This window comes from Pseudomonas sp. SWI7 (assembly GCF_006351945.1).
Classification (GTDB): domain Bacteria; phylum Pseudomonadota; class Gammaproteobacteria; order Pseudomonadales; family Pseudomonadaceae; genus Aquipseudomonas; species Aquipseudomonas fulva.
In genome coordinates this window covers 636,910-658,540 of record NZ_CP040930.1, presented here as the reverse complement: position 1 = coordinate 658,540, position 21,631 = coordinate 636,910, and the positions used below count along the sequence as shown (strand labels likewise).

General features: G+C 63.7%; 19 protein-coding genes and 2 pseudogenes. 3 read left to right on the top strand and 18 right to left on the bottom strand.

The genetic code is table 11. From position 1 onward, the window contains the following. Positions 1 to 66: 66 nt before the first annotated feature. Positions 67 to 498: a hypothetical protein gene (locus FH041_RS02925; RefSeq protein ID WP_027916266.1), complete on the bottom strand. Its 432-nt coding sequence runs from the start codon at positions 496 to 498 to the stop codon at positions 67 to 69. A gap of 87 nt (positions 499 to 585) precedes the next feature. Between FH041_RS02925 and FH041_RS02920 the strand changes: the two genes are divergently transcribed. Then, on the top strand, positions 586 to 966 hold the full coding sequence (locus FH041_RS02920) for a MerR family DNA-binding protein (protein ID WP_027916267.1): 381 nt from the start codon (positions 586 to 588) through the stop codon (positions 964 to 966). On the opposite strand, the pseudogene FH041_RS23150 reads toward FH041_RS02920, so the two are convergent. Together FH041_RS23150 and FH041_RS23145 are read right to left on the bottom strand one after the other, a co-directional pair. After that, positions 947 to 1,378, bottom strand: a pseudogene (locus tag FH041_RS23150) (methyl-accepting chemotaxis protein); the annotation flags it as partial. The gene FH041_RS02920 and the pseudogene FH041_RS23150 sit on opposite strands and share 20 nt — an antisense overlap. 153 nt (positions 1,379 to 1,531) lie before the next feature. Next, positions 1,532 to 2,059 (bottom strand): annotated as a pseudogene (locus tag FH041_RS23145) (PAS domain S-box protein); the annotation flags it as partial. A gap of 411 nt (positions 2,060 to 2,470) precedes the next feature. Between FH041_RS23145 and FH041_RS02910 the strand changes: the two are divergent. Beyond that, positions 2,471 to 5,398 carry an aminotransferase gene (locus FH041_RS02910; RefSeq protein WP_059184148.1) on the top strand — a complete coding sequence of 976 codons (2,928 nt, stop codon included), beginning with the start codon at positions 2,471 to 2,473 and terminating at the stop codon, positions 5,396 to 5,398. Positions 5,399 to 5,556: 158 nt separating this feature from the next. On the opposite strand, the gene FH041_RS22880 is transcribed toward FH041_RS02910, so the two are convergent. Beyond that, positions 5,557 to 5,754 (bottom strand): hypothetical protein, encoded by a 198-nt coding sequence (locus FH041_RS22880; protein ID WP_257225287.1) that lies wholly within the window; start codon positions 5,752 to 5,754, stop codon positions 5,557 to 5,559. Positions 5,755 to 6,576: 822 nt separating this feature from the next. Here FH041_RS22880 and FH041_RS02900 point away from each other — a divergent pair. Further along, positions 6,577 to 7,482: a LysR family transcriptional regulator gene (locus tag FH041_RS02900; protein WP_027916270.1), complete on the top strand. Its 906-nt coding sequence runs from the start codon at positions 6,577 to 6,579 to the stop codon at positions 7,480 to 7,482. A 10-nt stretch (positions 7,483 to 7,492) separates the two neighbouring features. Here FH041_RS02900 and FH041_RS02895 read toward each other — a convergent pair whose 3' ends face one another. The 14 genes from FH041_RS02895 to FH041_RS02830 all read right to left on the bottom strand — a co-directional run bounded on the left by FH041_RS02895 (position 7,493) and on the right by FH041_RS02830 (position 21,500). Beyond that, entirely contained in the window at positions 7,493 to 8,188 is a 696-nt protein-coding gene (locus FH041_RS02895) for a response regulator (RefSeq protein WP_088523622.1), read from the bottom strand. After that, a complete protein-coding gene (locus tag FH041_RS02890) occupies positions 8,185 to 10,839 on the bottom strand; it encodes a sensor histidine kinase KdpD (RefSeq protein WP_140174164.1) in 2,655 nt (884 codons plus the stop codon). Before FH041_RS02890 ends, FH041_RS02895 begins: the two co-directional genes overlap by 4 nt. 22 nt (positions 10,840 to 10,861) lie before the next feature. Further along, the gene (gene kdpC, locus FH041_RS02885) at positions 10,862 to 11,428 is read right to left on the bottom strand and encodes a potassium-transporting ATPase subunit KdpC (protein ID WP_140174163.1); all 567 of its coding nucleotides are present in this window, start codon (positions 11,426 to 11,428) and stop codon (positions 10,862 to 10,864) included. A 10-nt stretch (positions 11,429 to 11,438) separates the two neighbouring features. Further along, complete coding sequence (gene kdpB, locus FH041_RS02880; RefSeq protein WP_104926370.1) at positions 11,439 to 13,493, bottom strand: potassium-transporting ATPase subunit KdpB; 2,055 nt, start codon at positions 13,491 to 13,493, stop codon at positions 11,439 to 11,441. A gap of 9 nt (positions 13,494 to 13,502) precedes the next feature. Then, positions 13,503 to 15,197, bottom strand: coding sequence for a potassium-transporting ATPase subunit KdpA (gene kdpA, locus FH041_RS02875; protein WP_059183792.1), 1,695 nt, complete (start codon positions 15,195 to 15,197; stop codon positions 13,503 to 13,505). Positions 15,198 to 15,207: 10 nt separating this feature from the next. Then, on the bottom strand, positions 15,208 to 15,297 hold the full coding sequence (gene kdpF, locus FH041_RS02870; RefSeq protein WP_033695165.1) for a K(+)-transporting ATPase subunit F: 90 nt from the start codon (positions 15,295 to 15,297) through the stop codon (positions 15,208 to 15,210). A gap of 134 nt (positions 15,298 to 15,431) precedes the next feature. After that, on the bottom strand, positions 15,432 to 16,481 hold the full coding sequence (locus FH041_RS02865; RefSeq protein ID WP_027916276.1) for an AI-2E family transporter: 1,050 nt from the start codon (positions 16,479 to 16,481) through the stop codon (positions 15,432 to 15,434). Positions 16,482 to 16,492: 11 nt separating this feature from the next. Beyond that, positions 16,493 to 17,287 carry a DUF4892 domain-containing protein gene (locus FH041_RS02860; RefSeq protein WP_140174162.1) on the bottom strand — a complete coding sequence of 265 codons (795 nt, stop codon included), beginning with the start codon at positions 17,285 to 17,287 and terminating at the stop codon, positions 16,493 to 16,495. A gap of 109 nt (positions 17,288 to 17,396) precedes the next feature. After that, positions 17,397 to 18,251: an alpha/beta hydrolase gene (locus FH041_RS02855; RefSeq protein WP_027916278.1), complete on the bottom strand. Its 855-nt coding sequence runs from the start codon at positions 18,249 to 18,251 to the stop codon at positions 17,397 to 17,399. Continuing rightward, on the bottom strand, positions 18,248 to 19,036 hold the full coding sequence (locus tag FH041_RS02850) for an alpha/beta fold hydrolase (RefSeq protein ID WP_027916279.1): 789 nt from the start codon (positions 19,034 to 19,036) through the stop codon (positions 18,248 to 18,250). The genes FH041_RS02855 and FH041_RS02850 overlap by 4 nt, the downstream gene beginning before the upstream one ends. Before the next feature lie 91 nt (positions 19,037 to 19,127). Beyond that, positions 19,128 to 19,514, bottom strand: coding sequence for a hypothetical protein (locus FH041_RS02845; protein ID WP_225806653.1), 387 nt, complete (start codon positions 19,512 to 19,514; stop codon positions 19,128 to 19,130). 120 nt (positions 19,515 to 19,634) lie between these two features. Continuing rightward, positions 19,635 to 20,093: a phosphohistidine phosphatase SixA gene (gene sixA / locus FH041_RS02840; RefSeq protein ID WP_027916281.1), complete on the bottom strand. Its 459-nt coding sequence runs from the start codon at positions 20,091 to 20,093 to the stop codon at positions 19,635 to 19,637. Continuing rightward, positions 20,090 to 20,437: a DUF4389 domain-containing protein gene (locus FH041_RS02835; protein WP_027916282.1), complete on the bottom strand. Its 348-nt coding sequence runs from the start codon at positions 20,435 to 20,437 to the stop codon at positions 20,090 to 20,092. The genes sixA and FH041_RS02835 overlap by 4 nt, the downstream gene beginning before the upstream one ends. A gap of 37 nt (positions 20,438 to 20,474) precedes the next feature. Beyond that, complete coding sequence (locus FH041_RS02830) at positions 20,475 to 21,500, bottom strand: NAD(P)H-dependent glycerol-3-phosphate dehydrogenase (protein WP_027916283.1); 1,026 nt, start codon at positions 21,498 to 21,500, stop codon at positions 20,475 to 20,477. Between the last annotated feature and the right edge of the window lie 131 nt (positions 21,501 to 21,631).

Below are 21,631 nucleotides of genomic sequence, written 5' to 3'. Positions count from 1 at the left end.
CACGGCGCGTTAGTCATGTCCCGGCCCGACGCGCTCATCCACAGGGCGCATCGGGTTGGCACGCTGTCAGGCGGCGGCGGGCGTTCTACACAGCGTCTGGCGGCGCCCGGTGACGGGCATCAGTTGCAGGATCGCCCACACTACCTCCATCACCAAGATGCCCCAGATCAGCGCCGAGCCGCCGTGCATCAGCGCATACAGCTGCCAGCTACTGAACAGCACGCGACCGGCCGCATCATAACGACCGAACCGCACATGAGGATGACGTATGCGCAGCCACGCCCACACGCAGACGATCGAGCCCATGAGGTTGGCCATCAACAGGTGCATCGGCTCGAACACCGGCAGTTCACCGTGAAGCCCCAGGGAGGCGTGCATATCACCCAGCCAGCCGTGCAACCAGACAAATGTCCATGGGGTCGCGAAACCAATGGTCATCAGCAAATCGTAATAACCACTGATACGCACCAGCTTGCGGTAGTGGGGCTTGCTCCACATCGTCGAACACCTTGCTCAAGTAAAGAAGGCCCCAGGCTAAAGCCTGGGGTATGCTCCAGGGTCAAGCACCCCAAGAAGGAGATTGCCGTGCGAATTGGTCGACTTGCCGCCTGCTGCGAGGTCAGCCGCGATACCCTGCGGTTCTATGAGGCCAAGGGTTTGATCAAGGCCCAGCGCTCGGCCAACGGTTACCGGGACTATGCCGATGACACCGTACAGCTGGTCGCCTTCATCCGTACGGCGCAGCACCTTGGGTTCAGCCTCAGCGAAATTGGCAGTAACGTGCAGCAGTTGTGGAGCGCAACCGAGCCGGCACAAGCCGTTGAAGCACTGTTGCGCGATAAACTGGCGCTCATCGAGCAGCGCATGGCCGACCTGCAGGCACTGCGTGCATCCCTGCTACACCGCCTGGACCTGGCCTGCCCCCTGCGCCCGAACCTACAGGATGCTAACGCAGGTCCTTGCTGACCCGCTCGACAGCGCCGACCACACGCTTGGCACCTTCCTGGATACTGCTGATCACATGCCCCGCATGGTCAGCCAGCTGCAGGCCGTTGGCAGCCTCAGCACGGCTGCTTTGCACTTCGCCCACGGCCTGGGTCACCAACGCCTGATTTCGTGCCACCACCGCGTCGATTTCCGCCGTGGCTGCGCTGGTGCGACCGGCCAGTTTGCGTACTTCGTCGGCGACCACAGCAAAGCCACGCCCCTGATCACCTGCTCGCGCCGCCTCGATGGCCGCATTGAGCGCCAGCAGATTGGTTTGCGATGCAATGGCGCCAATGGTCTGGACGATGGCGCTGATCACCGTCGATTGCTGGCCGAGCGCGCTGATGGTATCGCCAGCCGACTGCAGTTGACGCGCGACCCCCTGCATGGACTGCCCCACTTCCTGCATGACCACGACCCCTTCACTGGCGCTGCCATCGGTTTGCAGCGACACTTCAAGCGCCACCTGCGCTGCTTGCTTGACTGCCTCTTCACGCTGCACCTGGTCGGTCACCAAGGAAGCGAACTTGACCACCCTCACCAGCTTGCCGCTGGCATCGCTGACCGGGTTATAGCTGGCCTCGAGCCAGACCTCATGCCCGTGGCGGTCCAGGCGCTTGAAACGCCCGGTCACGTAGCGACCTGCGTTGAGCGTGCGCCAAAAATTGCTATAGGCCTCGCCTTTGACCTCATCAGGGCTGCAGAACATGCGGTGATGGTGTCCCACCACTTCGTCCAGGCGGTAACCCAACGCCGTCAGGAAATTGGAGTTGGCGGACACCACCTTGCCCTCAAGGTCGAACTGGATGATGGCGCTGGAGCGCAACAGGGCCTCCAGCAGCGCCTGGCTTTCCTGCGCCGGAGCGGCCAGCCAGTTTCCGAGTGGCTGCCCTACCACCTCTTCGGGCGAAACGCCCAAGGCAGTGGCGAACGCCGAGCTGCATTCGAGGGCGCGACGTTGTGCATCAAGGCGCAGGAATGCGCCGCTTTCCAAGACGTCGAGGCGCTGGCGAAGCGCGGCCAGTTCGGTTTCGCGGGCGGCCAAGGTAGCTTTGAGTTGCCGATTGAACATAGGGGTCACCTGAGGGTGGGGTGCGTCAGCACCAGCGTCTTGTCACCACTTATGTGTGACAAATCAGTCAATACTTGTACATCCCCAAGGCACAGTCCAACGGAGTGCCTGGAGTCTGTTCGTCACGTCCCTGATGCCGTTTCGACTAGAAGATACGGTGGTCGTTCCTATAGAAGGGGTTAATAAGTGTGATTGAGCGAGGCCAGGACTCACCCTAGGATGCCATCATTAAGGCATCGTATTTCTTGTACAGGAAATTCTCGGTGTACATGATCGATGCGCGGGCCGTTGCTCCACGGCGTAGCCGCACTGCTTGTGGGGTTGTCAGAAAAACTGAAGACAATCGTCTTTCTTCATCGCTCAGAACGGGCATTAATGGCGTCAGTCCCCTTCATGACCCGGTACGACCCCATGCCTACACACCTTCATGATGCTACCACCGCCCTTCGCCACATCGCAGAACGTGTGAGCCTGCCTGCGCCCTGTCTGGCACCCTCCCAGGCGCTTGCAATGCTTTGGGAGCATTACGGCCTGCGGGGTGACATACAGCCGCTTGGCAGTCAGCAGGATCTGAATGTGCTCATGGATACTGGCCAGGCCCAGTTCGTGCTCAAGGCGTGTCACGCCAGCTATGCCGAGCCCGAGTTGCATGCCCAGCATGCTGCGCTGGGCGTGCTGCGGGACCGGGGCTTGCCGGTGCCTTCGGTGCTTGCCGCAAAGGATGGCGATACCCTGCTGACACTGCCTATCGATGGGCAGGTGCTGAGGGTCCGGGTTTTGGAGTACTTGCAAGGACAACCCCTGACCCGATGCGGATGGCTTCCCGCCCCCGTGATGAGGGCGATGGGCACGCTCTGCGCGCAGGTCGACAGGGCCCTGGCCGATTTTGACCACGAGGGTCTAGAGCGAACGCTGCAGTGGGACCCCAGGCATGCCCCGGCATTGATTGACCGCCTGCTATCACAGGTAGACGACCCCAGGCAACGCGAACGGCTGAGCGAGGCAGCACGCGCCGCGGCCTTGCGCCTGTCCCCCTTGATGGAGCAATTGCCCATCCAGGCCGTGCACCTGGACATCACCGATGACAATACCGTCTGGGCTCGCGATGCGCAGCGCGAGTGGCAACTGCAGGGGCTCATCGATTTCGGCGACTTGGTTCGCACCTGGCGCGTTGCCGACCTGTCGGTGACCTGCGCAGCCCTGCTGCATCATGCCGAAGGCGACCCCTTCAGGGTGCTCGCCGCAGTCAGTGCCTATCAGGCGGTCAATCCGCTGACCGAGGCAGAACTACGCGCGTTGTGGCCCTTGGTGCTCAACCGTGCAATTGTGCTGGTGCTCAGTAGTGCTCAACAGCAGGCCATCGACCCTGGTAACCAGTACATCCGCGATAACGCCGCCCACGAATGGCAGATTTTCGAGACTGCGCAGGCGACACCGCTGGCACTGATGGAAGTCGCCATTTTGCAGGCAGCTGGCTTGGCGTCTTGTGTACCCAGCTTCGATGATTGCGCACCGCTGCTCCCTACCGTGGCTGGCCGCCCTGTCGCCCGCCTGGACTTGGGTGTACTGAGCGTGCACTGCGACGCCGGCAACTGGGAAGTGCCAGGGTTTGACCAGCGTCTGCTGGCAGCCCAGTCAGCGCCAGCGTGCACGTTGCATGGGCAGTATCGCCTGTCTCAGACGCACATCGATCGTAGCGAAGAACCGGCAACCTGTGCGTTGGGCGTGGAGTTGAAACTGGAACCGGGCACGGTCGTGCAGGCGCCGCAGGACGGCACATGGCGGTCGGTGGGTGAACAGAGCGGATATCTGCGCACCCCCTCATGGAACCTGTGGATCGATGGCTTGGCCCACGCCCCCGTCGACGGCCAACGGTTGCAAAAAGGTGATGCATTGGGCAAAAGCGGCGAGAGGCTCAGCGTTCAGCTGTGCCTGGACAGCAGCCTGGAACCGCCATTCTTCGCGGTGCCCTCCCAGGCGCCAGCATGGCTGGCCCTGTGCCCTTCCCCTGCGGGCTTACTGGGTGTGGACTGCAACGCCGACGCCCTGCCAGATCCCCACACGTTGCTGGCTCGGCGCGAGGCCAGTTTTGCCCGGTCGCAAAAGCACTATTATGCCGACCCACCACAGATCGAGCGTGGCTGGCGCAACTACCTGATCGATCTGCACGGTCGCTCGTACCTGGACATGCTCAACAACGTGGCCGTCCTGGGGCACGGTCATCCGCGCATGGCGGCCGAGTCGGCCCGGCAGTGGTCGCTGCTCAACACCAATTCGCGTTTTCACTACGCCGCCGTCACCGAATTTTCCGAACGCCTGCTGGCCCTGGCGCCCGACGGTTTCGACCGCGTGTTCATGGTCAACAGCGGTACCGAAGCCAATGACCTGGCTATCCGCCTGGCATGGGCCTACAGCGGTGGCCGCGACATGCTCAGCGTGCTGGAGGCCTACCATGGCTGGTCGGTGGCGACGGATGCAATCTCCACGTCCATCGCCGACAACCCGCAGGCCCTGGAAACTCGCCCCGCCTGGGTGCACCCGGTAGAAGCCCCCAACACGTTCCGCGGCCGTTTCCGAGGCGCGGACAGCGCCGCTGACTACCTGCGCGACGTCGATGCTCGCCTGGCCGAACTCGATACGAACGGGCGCCAGCTGGCCGGGATCATCTGCGAGCCTGTGTATGGCAATGCCGGCGGCATCGCTTTACCGCCGGGCTACCTGCAAGCGGCCTATGCCAAGGTGCGTGCACGCGGCGGGGTGTGCATCGCCGACGAAGTGCAGGTGGGCTATGGCCGTCTAGGAGAGCATTTCTGGGGTTTCGAAGAGCAAGGCGTGGTGCCGGATATCATCACCATGGCCAAGGGTATGGGCAATGGCCAGCCGCTGGGGGTAGTGATCACTCGTCGCGACATCGCCGAGGCGCTGGAGGCTGAGGGGTACTTCTTCTCCTCTGCCGGCGGTAGCCCGGTCAGTTGCCGCATTGGCATGGCGGTGCTGGATGTGTTGCAGCAGGAGGGCCTGTGGGACAATGCCCGCGAAACCGGGCGCTATTTCAAGGCCCAGCTTCAAGCGCTGGTCGACAAGCACCCATTGGCAGGCGCGGCGCATGGTTCGGGCTTTTATCTGGGGCTGGAACTGGTGCGCGACCGGGATACGCTGGAACCTGCGACCGAGGAAACCCGGGTGCTGTGTGATCGCTTGCGCGAGCTGGGGATTTTCATGCAGCCGACGGGCGATTACCTGAACATCCTGAAGATCAAACCGCCGATGTGCACCACGCGGGCGAGTGTGGATTATTTTGTCGACTGCATTGATCGGGTGCTGTCGCAGGGGGTGTGAAGTTTCGGTGTTTGAGCAACCTCTTGAGACGACTGGGGTCGCTACACGACCCATCGCGGCCGGTCCGACGCCCCGGCGAGGCCGCTCCCACACGGGCTGTATATAGGGGCGAGAGCAATGCACGACGGGAAGTCCTTAGGCTCTGGTAACAAAACCAGTCATAGCAGACGCAAATACTTAAAATCAAATAATAGCAACCAACAGCACTGAGATTCATACATCAGCCAAACTATCATCTTGCTGTTGCTGTTGCTGTTGCTGTTGATCTTGATCTTGATCTTGATCTTGATCTTGATCTTGATCTTCGCGACTTCAGAAGGCCGAACGCAGGTCTTGCGGAGGGAGGTGACAGGCATGGATGCCTGTCAAGCGCTGGGCCCCAGGATGGGGCCTACAGCGCGGTCCTCCCGGGAGCAAGACCGGAGTGAGGGAACCCCGAAGCGCAGCGTAGGGGCCGTATGAATGGAGCGCAGCGTTTTTTGGTTACTTTTTGTCGCGTTTGACAAAAAGTGACTCGCCGTAAGGGCGAAAAGGTGATTAAGCGTCGCCATCGCAAATGGACTATGCTCTCTATCAACACCCACACCAACCCAATCAAACTTCAAACTTCAAACTTCAAACTTCAAACTTCAAACTTCAAACTTCAAACTTCAAAGCGTTGGCACATATATCGAGTTGGTATTCATTGGCGCGGGTGGCGCACAGTCACCCTTCCGCCCTTACGGCGGCTCACTTTTTGTCTTGTCAAAAAGTAAGCAAAAACCGCCTGCTCCTATCATCCGGCCCCTACGCTACGCTCCGGGGTCCCCTCGCTCCGGGCTTGCTCCCGGGAGGACCGCGCTGCAGGCCCCATCCTGGGGCCCAGCGCTTGACGGGCATCCATGCCCGTCACCTCCCTCCGCAAGCCCTGCGCTCGGCCTCCTGAAGTCGCGATCTGTGTTGCCTGGACTACCGTGCGCTTAGAAGCAAAAGCCAAAGCCAAAGCAACGGCAACGGCAACGGCAACGGCAACGGCAACGGCAACGGCAACGGCAACGGCAACGGCATCTTGGGCTAAAGCTCCAGCCCCATTTCAGGACGAATCTTATAGATGAACCCCGAAGACCCGTAAGGCGGTAGCAATCTCCCCGCCCCAGCATTACCCTCGACCCCCACCCCGCTCAGCATCAGGCACCCGCATGGCCTTCACCAGTGACTCCCTTACGATCTTCCTGGCCGTGCTGGAGGCCGGGTCCTTTTCCGCTGCAGCGCGCAAGCTAGGCCGGGTGCCATCCGCAATAAGCATGGCCATCGCGCAACTGGAGGCAGAACTGGACCTGCCGCTGTTCGACCGCACCACCCGCAAAGCCTTGCCCACCAGCGCAGCACTGGCGCTGGAGCCGCAAGCCAGGCAAGTGATCTGCCAGCTGAACCTGCTCGATGCCCAGGCCCTGCAACTGCACCAAGGCTTGGAAAAGCGCCTGACCCTCGCCATGGCACCCGAACTGCAAACCGGGCCCTGGAGCCAACCCCTACACGCCTTGGCGCAGGCCTTTCCCGGCCTGGAAGTGGAGGTGCGCTCGGCCAGCCAGCGCGAGGCCATCCGCTTGCTGCACGACGGCACCGTGCAACTGGCACTGGTCTTCGAACGCCCGGGTATCGATGAGCGCGAGTCGTTTCTCGAAGCCGGCAGTCAGCTACTGGTGGCCGTCGCCTCCCCGCGTCACCCTGCCGGCGTGCAGGGTGCCATGCCCCTGCCCGAAGAAGCCTTCGCCGAACAGCGGCAGATCATCGTCGCCTCCGGCAACCCCACCGGCTCTGACCCGCGCATGGTGCTGTCCCGACGCATCTGGCTGACCGACAGCTACCTGGCCACACTGGACCTGGTGCAATCAGGCCTTGGCTGGGCTTATTTGCCACAGCCCCTGGTAGAGCCGCTCATCGCGTCAGGCGCACTGGCAGAGGTGCGCATGGACAATATGGCCAGCCGCCTGCGCCTGTGGGTGGACATCATCTGGATCAAATCCAGACCCTTGGGCCTGGGCGCACGGCACTACCTGGACAGCGTCCGCACGCTGTTCGAGAAGGACCCGCCCAGAGCCTGAGCCAGGCCGGTCACTGCACCGGGGCGAGCAACCGGTACCCTACCCCTGCCTCGGTGGCAATGAAGCGCGGCGCCATTGGGTCGTCGCCAAGCTTTTGCCGCAGGTGCCCGACCACGATGCGCAAATAATGCGTGTCACCCACATGGGTTGGCCCCCAGATGTCCTTGAGCAGTTGCTGCTGAGTGATGACGCGCCCCGGATGGCTTGCAAGATGCGCCAACAGTGCATATTCCTTGCGGGTCAAGGTCACTTCGGCCTCATCCAGGGTCACGCGTCGCAAGGCAAGATCGACGGTCAGCGGCCCAATGCTGAGGCAGGCTGGGGCACCGCCCGTCTGCGGTATCTGCCTGAGCAGCGCACGAATACGTGCGAGAAACTCCTGAATGCCAAACGGCTTGGTCACATAGTCGTTGGCGCCGCTGTCCAAGGCGTCGACCTTCTGCGCTTCGCTGGCGCGTACCGACAAGACCACCACCGGCACCGTGCTCCACTGGCGCAGTTCGCGCAGCACCTGCTGCCCGTCCATGTCCGGCAGGCCCAGGTCCAGGACCACCAGGTCAGGCTTACCCAAGGCCGCCTGCGCCAGCCCCTGGGTGCCGTTCTCCGCTTCTAGGACTTTATAACCCTGGGAAGCCAGGCTGATGCGCAGGAATTTGCGGATCTGGGGCTCATCATCGATGACCAGCAAAGTGGCGGTCTGGCTCATGGCAGGTCGCTTCCGGTGTCCGGTTGGGTAGGCAGCGGCAAGCATAAAGTCATGCAGGTGCCAACGCCATCGATGCCCTCGCCAACCCTGACCTGACCGCCATGTGCCCCGATCATCCCCTGGCAGATCGCCAAGCCCAGGCCGGTGCCCTGACCACCGCGATCACCGCGGGCAGCGGTGTAGAACATGTCGAAGACCTTGTCCCGATCTGCCAGGGCAATGCCAGGGCCTTCATCGCTGACGGCGATGTGCAGTTGCTGGTCGCGCGCCGTCACTTCGACGCGCAGCCGCCCCTGAGCAGGCGAAAACCGCGCGGCATTCTCGAGCACGTTGACCAGGGCCTGCTCGATCAACGCGGCATGCACGAACAGCAGCGGCAAGTTGGCCGGCACCTGAGTTTCCAGGTTCAGGGGTGCCAGCACGGCGCGCAGTCGATGCAACGCGCTGCCCACGATGTCGGCAGGCGCTACCCAGTCCCGTGCCAGCTTGAGACTGCCGTGCCCCAGGCGGGTCATGTCCAGCAGGTTCTGAATATAGCGGTCCAGCCGCTCGGCTTCGTCGCGGGTGCCTTCGAGCAGCTCACGCCGGTCCGACTCGGCAAGGGCCTCGCCCAACGCCAGCAAACTGTCGATGCTGCCGCGCATGGACGTCAGCGGCGTGCGCAAGTCGTGGGATACGGAGGCCAGCAACGCACTGCGCAGTTGTTCGGTCTCACCGTGCAGACGCGCCGCCTCCAACTGCTCGGACAACTGCGCCCGCGCCAGGGCTTGGGCCACAGGCTGCGCCAAGCCACGAAGCAATCGCCGGTCGGGGCCACTGAGTGCCTGGCCTGGGCGCTCAGACACACCCATCAAGGCCAGAGGCTGGCTGTCCACGGTCAAGGGCCACCACCACCAACGCCCTTCGGGCAGGGTGTCGCTGCTGCGCCCGGCCGCCTGGTCGTGCTGCCAGGCCCACTGGGCCGCGGCGCGCTCGTTATCGGTGAAAGCAATGGGACCGCCGCTGGCTATGTGCAGTTGGCCATGCTCGTCGCGCTGCAGGATGCAGACCTGCCAGCCAAGCCGACCATCGAGGTGCTGGTGCGCAACCTCCAGCACCGCCTGACGGTCCGTGGCCCCGGTCAGGCGTCGAGACAGGTCCAACAACTGGATGGTTTGCGCCTGGGTTTCACGCAGGGCCTGCAACTGGCTGCGCTGGCGCGCGGCCAGGTTACCCGTGAGCGCGGCCATCAGCAGGAAGAACACCAGGGTCAGCACGTCCTCTTCGCGCTGGATACTCAGGGAAAAGTTGGGCGGAATGAACAGAAAATCGTACGCCAGGAATGAAAGCAGCGCACAGGCCAGGGCGGGGCCAAGGCTGGTGCGCACCGCCACCAGCAGGACCGCTGCCAGAAACACCAGGGAAATGTTGGGCAATGCCAGCACGCTGGCCACTGCCCAGGCCAGGCCCGCCGCCAGAGCGGTCGCTGCCAGCGCCAGCAGGTAATGTCGCCACACCCACGCATACCGGGCCGTTGGCTTGGGTGCCGAGCGCAGGACGTCGCGATCGAGCACATTGACCTCCAGACCCTGACTGGCCCGCAACAGCCGTGCAGCGACACCAGCGCCGAACAGGCGGCGGCGCCACCGGTCTCGGGACTGTCCGACCAGTACCACGCTGGCACGCCGCTCTCGGGCATGCTCGATCAGTGTACGGGCCACCTCCGCGGCGCGCAGCACGACCACGTCCCCACCCAGGCGCTCGGCCAGTTGCTGGGCGGCCTGTAACCGCTGGCGCCCGCTCTCGTCGCGCAGGCGACCGTTGTCCACGTGGACCAGGCTCCAGGGTAGGTGCCGGCGCTGCGCCACGCGGCTGGCATGACGCACCAAGCGCTCGGCCTGGTCATCGCCATCCACACCGACCAGCAAGCGCCCACGCAGCGCTGGCGCTGCAGCGCCGCCTTGGCGATAGCCCTGGGCCGCATCGGCATCGACCTGGGCGGCAGCGGCCTGCATGGCCAGTTCGCGCAGCGCGCTGAGGTTGCGCTGGGAAAAGAATGCGTCGATGGCTGCGCGCGCTTGCTCAGGCACATACACCTTGCCTTCGCGCAAGCGTTCGAGCAGGTCGCGCGGGGGCAAGTCCACCAGCAACAGGTCGAACGCTTCGTGCACCACCCAGTCCGGCACCGTTTCACGCACCAGGACACCGGTGATATCACGCACCTTGTCGTTGAGGCTCTCCAGGTGCTGGACATTGACCGTGGTGTAGACGTCGATGCCGGCGGCCAGCAGTTCCTGCACATCCTGCCAGCGCTTGGCGTGGCGGCTGCCCGGTGCGTTGCTGTGGGCCAACTCGTCCACCAGCACCAGGCTGCCCGGGGTACCGAGCACCCCATCCAGGTCCATTTCGTGCAAGGTCACGCCCCGGTAACGGGTGCGTAGCATCGGTCGCTGGCGCAAGCCTGCCAACAGGGCCTCGGTTTCGGCACGGCCATGGGTTTCGACCACGCCTACCAGTACCGGGCGGCCCATGCGCTGTTGGGCATGGGCGTGGGTGAGCATGGCAAAGGTCTTGCCGACACCGGGCGCGGCGCCAAGAAACACCTTCAGCCGGCCTCGCCCTGGCTGGGGGAAAGTCGCCAGCAGCGCATCGGCGCGGTCGGAGTCACTCATGGGATTTCCTTCACAGCAAGGGTCACAGGCCCTGGCCCGAACGGCTCGTCTTTTCCAGCGCCTGGTTAAGGGCCAGGACGTTGACCACCGCAGGGCCCACCAATGGGCGCAGCGTGGCGGCTTCGAGCAGACTCTGCAAGCGTTCGACGGGTAGATGCCGGGCGGCAGCTACCCGTGGCAATTGATACGCCACGGCCTGCGGCGGCAAGTGTGGATCCAGCCCACTGCCCGAGGTCGTGACCAAGGCCAAGGGGACCGGCCCTTGCCCTGCCTGGTACAACGCACCCGCCTGTGCCTGGACACGCTGCATCAACGCGGGATTGCCAGGGGCAAGGTTGCTCGCGCTGCTGGCCACGGTCGCGAAATCACCTGCCGAAGGACGGGAATGAAACCAACCGTCACCCTCGAAGCGCTGGGCGATCAAGGCAGAGCCGCGCACACGCCCCTGCTCGTCTTGCACCAGGCTGCCATTGGCCTGGTAGGGGAACGCCACCTGGGCAATACCCGTGACTGCCAAGGGGTACAGCGCACCTGTCAGAAAGGTCATCGACAGGAGCAGACTCAGGGCCGGGCGTAGGTATGCAGTCATGATGGCCTCCTCAGACCAGGTGCAAAGCGTTGAGCAACAGGTCGATGACCTTGATGCCGGCAAACGGTACGATGATGCCGCCCAGTCCGTAGATCAGCAGGTTGCGCCTGAGCAGCTGCGCAGCGCTGGCAGCCTTGATCTGCACCCCACGCAGGGCCAACGGAATGAGCACGACGATGATCAGTGCGTTGAACACGATGGCAGACAGGATGGCGCTCTGCGGGCTTGCCAGCTGCATGACGTTGAGCACGCCCAGCTGCGGGTAAATCACCGCAAACAAGGCTGGCAATATGGCGAAATACTTGGCCACGTCGTTGGCGATGGAAAAGGTGGTCAGCGCCCCACGGGTGACGAGCAGCGCCTTGCCAACGTGCACCACGTCCAGCAGCTTGGTCGGATCACTGTCCAGATCGACCATGTTGGCCGCCTCACGGGCAGCCTGGGTACCATCGTTCATGGCCATGCCCACATCCGCCTGGGCCAGGGCTGGCGCGTCGTTGGCACCATCGCCGCACATGGCCACCAGGCGCCCGTCTTGCTGCTCCTGGCGAATGCGCGCCAGTTTTTTCTCCGGTGTAGCCTCGGCCAGCACATCGTCCACGCCTGCTTCGGCCGCGATCGCGGCTGCCGTGAGCGGGTTGTCGCCAGTGACCATCACGGTCCTGATGCCCAGTTTGCGCAGTTCGGCAAAGCGTTCGCGAATGCCAGGCTTGACCACATCCTTGAGGTGAATCACGCCCAACAGGCGCTTGTCGACGCAGACCAGCAGCGGCGTACCGCCTGACTGGGCGATGCGCTCTACCTCACGGGCAAGGGCTGGCGGCATGTCCGCGCGCGGCATATCGACGAAGGCAAGGAGCGCATCGACGGCGCCTTTTCGATAACGATGTGCCCCCAGGTCGATACCAGACAGGCGTGTCTGGGCAGTGAAGGCCACCGGTTGGTAGTGCCCGGCCGGCGGTTCGACGAAATCATGAAGCTGATGCAGGTACTCGACGATCGACTTGCCCTCTGCCGTGTCGTCGGCCAGCGAAGCCAGCAAAGCCCCCTCCCCCAGCTCACGGGCCGTCACCCCGGGCGCAGCGTACAGTGCGCTGCAGCGGCGGTTACCGAAAGTGATGGTACCGGTCTTGTCCAGCATCAAGGTGTGCACATCGCCTGCGGCTTCCACGGCGCGCCCTGAACGGGCGATGACATTGAGGCGCACAAGGCGGTCCATGCCGGCGATGCCGATGGCCGAGAGCAGGCCGCCGATGGTGGTGGGAATGAGTGTGACGAGCAACGCGGCCAGGAAGATCAGCGGCAAGCTGCCCCCAGCGAAGTGAGCAAAGGGTTGCAGGGTCACCACCACGATCAGAAACACCAGGGTCAGGCCGATCAACAGCATGTCCAGGGCGATCTCGTTGGGCGTTTTTTGCCGGCGCGCGCCCTCGACCAGGGCGATCATGCGGTCCAGGGTAGAGTCACCGGGGTTGCTGGCGATGCGGATCAGCAGCCAGTCCGACACCAGACGGGTGTTGCCGGTCACCGCCGAACGATCGCCGCCTGACTCGCGAATGACGGGCGCGGATTCCCCGGTGATGGCTGCCTCGTTGACGGCAGCGATGCCTTCTATCACCTCGGCGTCGGCGGGGATCATCTCCCCAGCCTCCACCCGGACGACATCACCCTTGCGCAGGGACGCGGCCGGGACGTTGTCGAAGCTGCCATCCGGGTTGCGCCGCCTGGCCGAGAGCCCCTGGCTGCCGGCTTTGAGGCTGTCGGCACGGGCTTTACCCCGGCCTTCGGCCAGGGCCTCGGCGAAGTTGGCAAACAGCACGGTGAACCACAGCCAGGCGGCGATCTGCACCGCAACGCCTGGGGTGACGCCATTGGCTGGGGTCAGGCACAGCACGGTGGTCAGTACGGCCGTGATGGCCACCACCAGCATGACAGGTGAGCGCTTGAGCTGACGCGGATCGAGCTTGAGGAACGCCTGCAGCAATGCCGGCCGCCACAGCGCGGCCAGCCGCGTCTGGGCTGCTGCGTCTGGTTGGGCCTTGATCTCTGGAATGGGCATGTTCATGGTCATCTCTCAATAGGCCTGGCTCAAATGGTCGGCAATCGGCCCCAAGGCCAAGGTCGGCAGGAAGGTCAGCCCGCCTACCAGCAGGAGGGTCAGCAGCAGCAGGAAGGTGAACAGTGGCCCATGGGTGGGGAAGCTGTTGGGGCCTTGAGGTGCCTGTGGCTTGGCTGCCAGGCTCCCTGCCAGCGCCAGGATTGGCAGGATGTAACCAAAACGGCCGATCAGCATCGCCAGACCGATCATGAGGTTGTGAAACACCGTGTTGGCGCCAAAGCCTGCGAAGGCTGACCCGTTGTTGGCGGCCCCGGAGGTATAGGCATACAGCAACTGGCTGAAGCCATGGGCACCGGGGTTGCTGACCGCTGTGGCCGGCCCTGGCAGGCTGGCAGCGACGGCGGCCAGTACCAGCACGCCGACCGGCATCACCAACAAGGTCGCCACCAACAGCTGCACCTCACGGGCTTGAAGCTTCTTGCCCAGGTATTCCGGCGTGCGGCCGATCATCAGCCCGCAGAGAAACACCGCGATCAGCACGAACAGCAACATGCCGTACAGGCCCGCCCCGACGCCGCCGAAGATGACTTCGCCGACCATCATGTTGACCATGGCCACCATGCCGGTCAGTGGGTTGAGGCTGTCGTGCATGGCATTGACCGAACCGTTGGAAGCGGCCGTGGTGGTGACCGTCCACAACACCGATCCGGTGGTGCCAAAGCGACTTTCCTTGCCTTCCAGAGGGGCTGCCTGCTCTACCTCGCTGGCGTGCAGCGCTGGGTTGGGCTGATGTTCGGCCCACAAGGCCGAGGCGCCGCCGACCAGAAACAGTGCAAGCATGCAGGCCACAATGGCGCGGCTCTGGCGCAGGTCTTTCACGTAATGGCCGAACATGAACACCAGAGCCACGGGAATCAGGATGATCGCCGATACCTCGAACAGGTTGCTCCACGCTGTCGGGTTTTCAAACGGATGCGCCGAATTGACGCCGAAGAAGCCGCCGCCGTTGGTACCCAGCTGCTTGATCGCAATCTGGCTGGCTGCCGGGCCGAGCGGGATCAACTGCTCGGCCCCTTGCAACGTCAGGGCATGGGCATAGTCGCTGAAGGTCTGTGGCACGCCCTGCCAGACCAACAGCAGCGCCAGCAGCAAGGACATGGGCAAAAGCCCATAAAGCGTGGCCCGGGTCATGTCCACCCAGAAATTGCCCAGGGCCGCACTGCTGCGACGGGCGATACCACGGCACAGGGCTACCAGCACGGCCAGGCCCGTGGCAGCACTGACAAAGTTCTGCACGGTCAGGCCGAGCATCTGGTTCAGGTAGCTGATGGAGGCCTCGCCACTGTAGGCCTGCCAGTTGGTGTTGGTCACGAAACTGACCGCGGTGTTGAAGGCCAGCGACCACTCAAGACCGGGTAAGCGCTGCGGATTCAACGGCAGAAGGCCTTGGCCCAACAGCGCGCCGAACAGCAGGAGGAACCCAACCAAATTGAAGATCAGCAGCGCCAGGGCATAGTGGCGCCAGCCCTGTTGCTGCGATGGGCAAATCCCAGCCAGCCGGTAGCAGGCATTTTCGATCGGTCCCAGTAATGGCGTAAGCCACGTGCGCCGGCCCTCCATGACATTGAAGTAGAACCTTCCCAGCCAAGGGGCCGGTAGCAGGACTATGGCGAAGAAGGCCAGCAGCAAGGCGATATCGTAGGCATGCATGGGCGACCCCTTAACTGCGATCGGCGCGCAATAGCGCCGTCAGCAGGTACACCGCCATGGCCACCGCGATCAGCAGTGACATCCCTTCGAGCACGTTCATGAATGATTCCCCGTTGATGCGGCAGTGGCCGCTTTACGGGGATTTTCGGTCAGGCCAGCGTAAAGGCTCGAGATCGAAGCGGCAGGCCTGGCATAAAGAACACGTAAAGAAAGGTGTTCGGCCAGGCAGCAGGGCTAGGCAGTCGGGGTGGGCTGCACGTTGCGACTCCAGTCCAGCAGCAGGCTGTAGCCTATGGCCAATAACGTCGGGCCAATGAACAGGCCGATGAAGCCGAAGGCAATCAGGCCGCCGAACACGCCGAGCAACACGATCACCAGCGGTAGGTCTCCGCCACGGCTGATCAGGTAGGGCTTGAGCACGTTGTCCACGCCACTGATGACGAAGGTGCCCCAGATGCCCATGAAGATCGCCATGCCGTACTCACCCTTCCATACCAGCCAGCCGGTCACCGGCAGCCAGGCCAGCGGCGGGCCCATGGGGATCAGGCTGAGCATGAAGGTGACCAACCCAAGCACGATGGCACCCGGCACGCCTGCGATGAGAAAGCCGATCAAGGCGAGCAGGGCTTGCGCCGCCGCCGTACCGATCACACCGTTGACCACCCGTTGCACCGTGCCGGCTACCAGGTTCAGGTAATACTCGGCACGCTCGCCGGTCAGCCGGTGCAGCAGCCGCAGCACGAACGCCGAGAGCCGCGGCCCGTCGCGATAGAAGAAGAACACGAAGACCAGGCTCAGGGTGAGCTCCAGCACGCCACTGCCGATCTGCGCGCTGCGGGCCAGCAACCAGTTACCCACTTGCCCCAGGTAGGGTTTGACCGACGCCAGTAGCGCAGCACCCTGCTGGTCCAGCGACGACCACCAGCTGGCCATGCGTTCGCCTACCAACGGGATGTCGACCAGCCACACGGGCGCATCCGGCAGGCCATCGACCTGCACATCACGCACGAACAAGGTTGCATCACGAATGTGGTCGGCCAGGTTGAAGCCCAGCCAGACCAAGGGCAGCGCCACGATGAGGATCCAGGCGCTGGTCAGCAGCCCGGCGGCGAGGGTTTCGCGTCCACCCAGCACGCGGGTGAGAAAACGCATCAGGGGCCAGCTGGCGAATGCGAGGATGGCACCCCACAGCAGCGCCGAAATGAAGGGGGCCATGACCCACAGGCCGGCGCCCAGCAATGCCAGCAACAGGATCTGGATCAGCAAGCGGTCATTTTCAACCATGGTCTTGCCCGTCAACGAATCAGTTCGAGGTGCAGGCCATCGGTGGGCGAGTCGCCGACTTCCAGGCGAGCGCTGCGTACACCGGCCTTTATCAGCGCTTCACGCCAGGCCTCGGCCTGGGCGCCGCTGAGGGTGGCGCGCAAGGTGCTGTCCAGGTTGAGGCTGCGTGCAAGCAGGGTTGCCCAGGCCGGCTGCGGGTCGCTCAAATCAGGATAATCAAGCTTGCCGGTGTCACGCATCTCACGCAGCACGGTTGCAGCCGTGGGCAGCAGCTCACCCAACGGGTGGGCTGCGACGAACTCCTCCACATGCAGGTAGGCCCGCCGGTTGCCACGGGTCACGCTGTAGAGTGCGACCAACGTATCAGCCTGGTCGGCAGAGCGGCGTAGCAGGATGAACGCCTGGCGCTCATCGCCACCATTGAGCCGAGCATTGGCAAAGACTTCGTTGGCCCACAGGCTGGCCTCGCCACAATCGCGGCCTTGGCACCAGAACAACGGGTACCCGCCTTCTTGCTGCAAGCTCTCGCGCGCGCGCGTGAACGCCTCCCGCGCAGAGCGCTCAACCGGCAGTTCATAGGTCGTGGAGCTGACCTGGCCACGGCTCTCGACTTTATCCTCCACCCGCAGGCGGCCGCTGATCTTGCGCAGTGGCCCCAATGGGTAGACGCGCTCCTGCTCCACGGCCGGGCGCTGGTCGACAATCTTGGCGTCCACTGGCACGGGCAGGCCGCTGGCCCAGAGCGTAGAGCTGGCGAGCAGCGTACCGGCGGCCAGCAGGCAACGCCAGGCGACAGGCGCAGTCATAGGCAAACCACGCGGCGCCCGGCGTCAAGGTGAAGCATGTACATGTCTGGCAATTGCATGGTTGTCTCCCTGATCAACCCGCCAAGCCTCGACACTTGTCCGGTGCAAGTCAAGCAAAGCCAAAGAAGCGATTGAAACAGTCTGCTACAAGCGTTGCGCCCTGCTCATCGTTCAGGTGCAGGTGATGGCCACCGGGCAAGGTCACCTGTTCAAAGGGTAGCTGCTCAAGCAGCCCTTCGCGACGTGCCAGCATGCCCTGCGCTGCCACCACCAGGCAGCCGGGGCACTTGACGTGTCGCACGTAGGCCATTGCCTGGCCTTGCGTCAGGCGCACTGGCGAGGGCAAAGTCAAGCGGCTGTCGCTGCGCCAGCTGTACCCCCCGGCCACGGGCATCAGCCCACGCTGGGCCAGCAGCTCGGCCGCTTCGCGGCTCACCGCCACCATGCCCTTCATGCGTGCCTCCACGCCTTGGTCCTGCGTGCTGTACACCGACTTGCGCTTGGTATCGAGGCGCATCTGTGCACGCAGCGCCATCCCCAGGCGCTCGGGGGCGTCCTGCTCTTCGCCGGTGGGCGGGATGAGGCCATCGATAAGTGCCAGGTGGCTGACGCGCTCGGGCAGTGCGGCGGCCAGTTGCACGCTGATGATGGCGCCAAGCGAATGGCCCAGCAGCGCGAACTGCTCCCAGCCCAGTTGCTCGGCTGCGCGCACGATGTCGTAGGCGTAGTCGGCCAGCGCGTAGCCGGCACCCGGCGGGCGATGCTGCGAATGGCCATGACCGGCCATGTCCAAGGCCACTATGCGCAGGCCCTGAAGGCGAGGCGCGAGACGCGCGAAGCTGTTGGCGTTGTCCAGCCAGCCGTGCAACGCAATGACCGGCAGGCCGTCCTCGGGGCCGAACACGTGGCCGGCCAGTTCGATATGGCCAAGATTCAAGCGTATGTCTTCGACCTGCACGTTCATGCCTGCCCCCACCTATCGAACAGGCCCTTGATCAGGCTGGCGGTATCTTCCGGGTGCTCCAGCGGGAACATGTGGCCACCCGGAACGCTGTGGTATTCCCCCTTCGGTATGCCCCGCACCGCCAAGGCATGATGGCGGCGCACTACGGTACTGGCCTGGCCACGGACCATGGCCAGCGGCAGGCGCAACTGCCGGACAGGCGCAGGGTTCAGGTGGGGTACGTTGCGATAGATGCTGATTTCGGTAGCAGGATCGAAGCGCAGGGACAGCGTGTGCTGCTGCTCGTGCAAGCCATGTTCGACGTAGGCATCCAGGCAGTCGGGGTCGAAGTGGCGGAACAGTGATCGGCTGGCGAAATACGCGCGGGCACTGAGCCGATCTTCGAATTCGGCGCGCCGCCCTAGCGTCCGACCGGCTGGGGTAATGCGGTCGATCAAGCCCAGGTGCTTGGCGGCGCGCAGCAGCAACTGGTCTGCGCGGGTCAGCACGGGCGAGTCGAGCATGACCACGCCCCGGTAAAGTTCTGGTCGGCGCAGGGCGGCATGCAAATGCAGAACACCCCCCAGCGAATGCCCCACGCCCCAAACGGGGTCGGGCTGCTGCTCAAGATGGTACAACAGCTCGTCCACCAGGCTCTGCCAGTTGGCGTCCACCGGAAACCGCGGGTCATGGCCGTGCTGGGGCAGGCTCTGCACGTGGTAGTCCGGCGCCAGGGCGGCGAACAGCTTGCCGTAGGTGGCCGACGGAAACCCATTGGCATGGGCAAAGAATATCGGTTGCGGCATGGCGGGCTTCCGGGCGCAGAGAATGGCCCATTGTGGGTGTCCACCAGGGCTCAGGCAACGTTCGGAAAGGTCATCGGCAAGGGCGATCAGGTCATGCCGATCGATCAAAGCTGCCCAGCGAGCGTCGCAGGCACGCCTTGATGAAGACTTGATGGCTTTCCAGCGCCTCACGGGCCAGACGCTGGTCATCAGCGTCCAGCTCCAGCCTGCGCAATGCCAGGCAGCTGGTTTGCATCAGATGGGCCACGCGGGTGCAGGCTTGCTGCAAGGCGAGCAGCTCCTGCTCGGCCTGCTGACGTCGATTTTCCTCAAGCGCCGTGTCCGTCTGGATCTTGCGCATCAGATGGTAGAACTTGGCGTCGGCGACCTCCCGCAGCAAGCTGTGCTGGGCGTGATCCAGGGCGATGCCTTGCTCGACCTTCTCAGTGGTGGTTTGCAGGTCCAGCGAGCACAACAATTTCCACATTTCGCCCGTCATCGACCCAACCTTGTACATGTCCTTTGTGGCAAAGCTAGCAAACCGCAATCGATTGAAACAACTGACAAAAATGCCAGTTGCCTCCCTTGCAAACCCGCTTGGCAAAGCCACGGCAGGCAATCAGCGGGACGTGTGCAAGGCCCGTAGCGTCATCAGGCCTGCCAGGGGCCAATCACCCTCAAGTTCCGCCAGGCTGGCAGTGCCCATGGCGGCTGGCCGCTGCAGGTGACCGTGTTCGAGCAGCCCGACCAGGTGCCCGACCAGTGGCTGGTGGCTGACCAACAGCACGTGATCAAGGCCAAGGCGCTCGATCTGGCCGATCGCATATTGCACATCGCTCTCGGGGGTCAGCCACGGCACCGTGCTTACCGGCTCGCTCAACCCCAATGCCTCATGAACCAAGGCAGCGGTCTGCTGCGCCCGGACATAAGGGCTGGCAATGATCGCCTGCAAGGGCTTGCCTGCCAGGTGTGCGGCGCTGTGCAGCACCTGCTCGCGACCATGCGCGGTCAAGCGCCGCTCGGCATCGCGGGTGGCTCGCGGCTCGGCTTCGCCGTGGCGCAACACCCACAGGTTCACAGCTTGGGCTCTTGGTCAGGTTGGGCAGGCTCAGGCGCGCGCGCCACGTGGGGCGCCTCGCCGTCGGCCGGGCGTGGTGCTGGCCAATCGGCAAACGGCCAGGGTTTCTGATCCGTGTGGAAGGTGCCGAAACGTCCGATCTGTGCCAAGTACTGGCTCAGGCTATCGCCAAGGTCCATCACGCTGGCGCTGGGGGCGCCGTAGATCAGCCGATAGATCAACTGGATCACCACCAGGCCTGCGAGCACCAACTCGGCCAATTGCCAGACCACCAGGAAAACCAGCATCCAGACCACACGCAGGATGAGGGACTCGCGCTGGGCGTGTTCAGGGGTATCGTTCATGTGTCGCTCCTTGCCGTTTTGCCAGGGTTATCCGGGCTCAGTTGAAGCCGCTGGTGGAAATGAAATCGACATCGGTCTTCGGCTCGGCGCTCATCAGGTGCTCGATCACCTGGTTCAACGTGCGGCCCTCGAACAGGATGGCATGCAGGCCAGCGACCAGGGGCATGTACACCTGCGCCTGCTGGGCCTTGGCCTTGAGCACCTTGAGGGTATTGACGCCCTCTGCCACTTCCCCCAGCCGACTCACGGCCTCATCCAGGCTCAGCCCCTGGCCGAGCGCGTAGCCCACCTGGTAGTTGCGGCTCTTGGGCGAGGAACAGGTGACGATCAGGTCGCCCACGCCGGCCAGGCCCAGGAAAGTCATGGGGTTGGCACCCTGGCTGACCGCAAAGCGGGTCATCTCGGCCAGTGCCCGGGTGATCAGCATGCTCTTGGTGTTCTCGCCCATGCCCAGCGCCACGGCCATGCCAGCGATGATGGCGTAGACGTTCTTCAAGGCGCCGCCGAGTTCCACGCCAAAACGGTCACTGCTGGCATACACGCGGAAAGTCTTGCCATGCAGCACAGCCTGCACCTGCTGGCACAAAAGCTCGTCTTCACTGGCCACCACGGTGGCAGTCAGGGCGTGCTCGGCAATTTCCCGGGCAAGGTTGGGCCCGGAAAGCACACCTATGCGCGCCTGCGGGGCGATCTCCTCGACGATCTGGCTCATCAGTTTGAACGTCTGGGCCTCGATCCCTTTGGTGAGGCTGACCAGCCCCTTGCCACGCAACAGGTCGGCATGTGGCGCCAATACGCTGCGCAAGGCGCTGGAGGGCAAGGCCACGAAAATCAGGTCGCAGGCCTTAAGCGTGGCCAGCAGGTCACTGACCGGCTCCACCCCTTCGTGCAGCCCGATGCCCTTGAGGTAACGCGGGTTCTCGCGATGCTCGCGCATCGCCTGGGCCTGTGCCGGGTCGCGCATCCATTGGCGCACTGGCACACCGTTCTGTGCCAGCAGGTTGGCCACGGCCGTGCCGAAGCTGCCGCCGCCCAGAACTGCAACAGGTTGCTGATCAGTCATATCCAATCCGTTAACACCTAAAATAAATGGCGACCGGCGCATTATACGGGTCGCCTGCCCCGCGCCAAGGCCGGTCGGGCATCGCTCATCCAGGCCAGGTATGTACCCACCGGTCGGCGAGCATCAATACC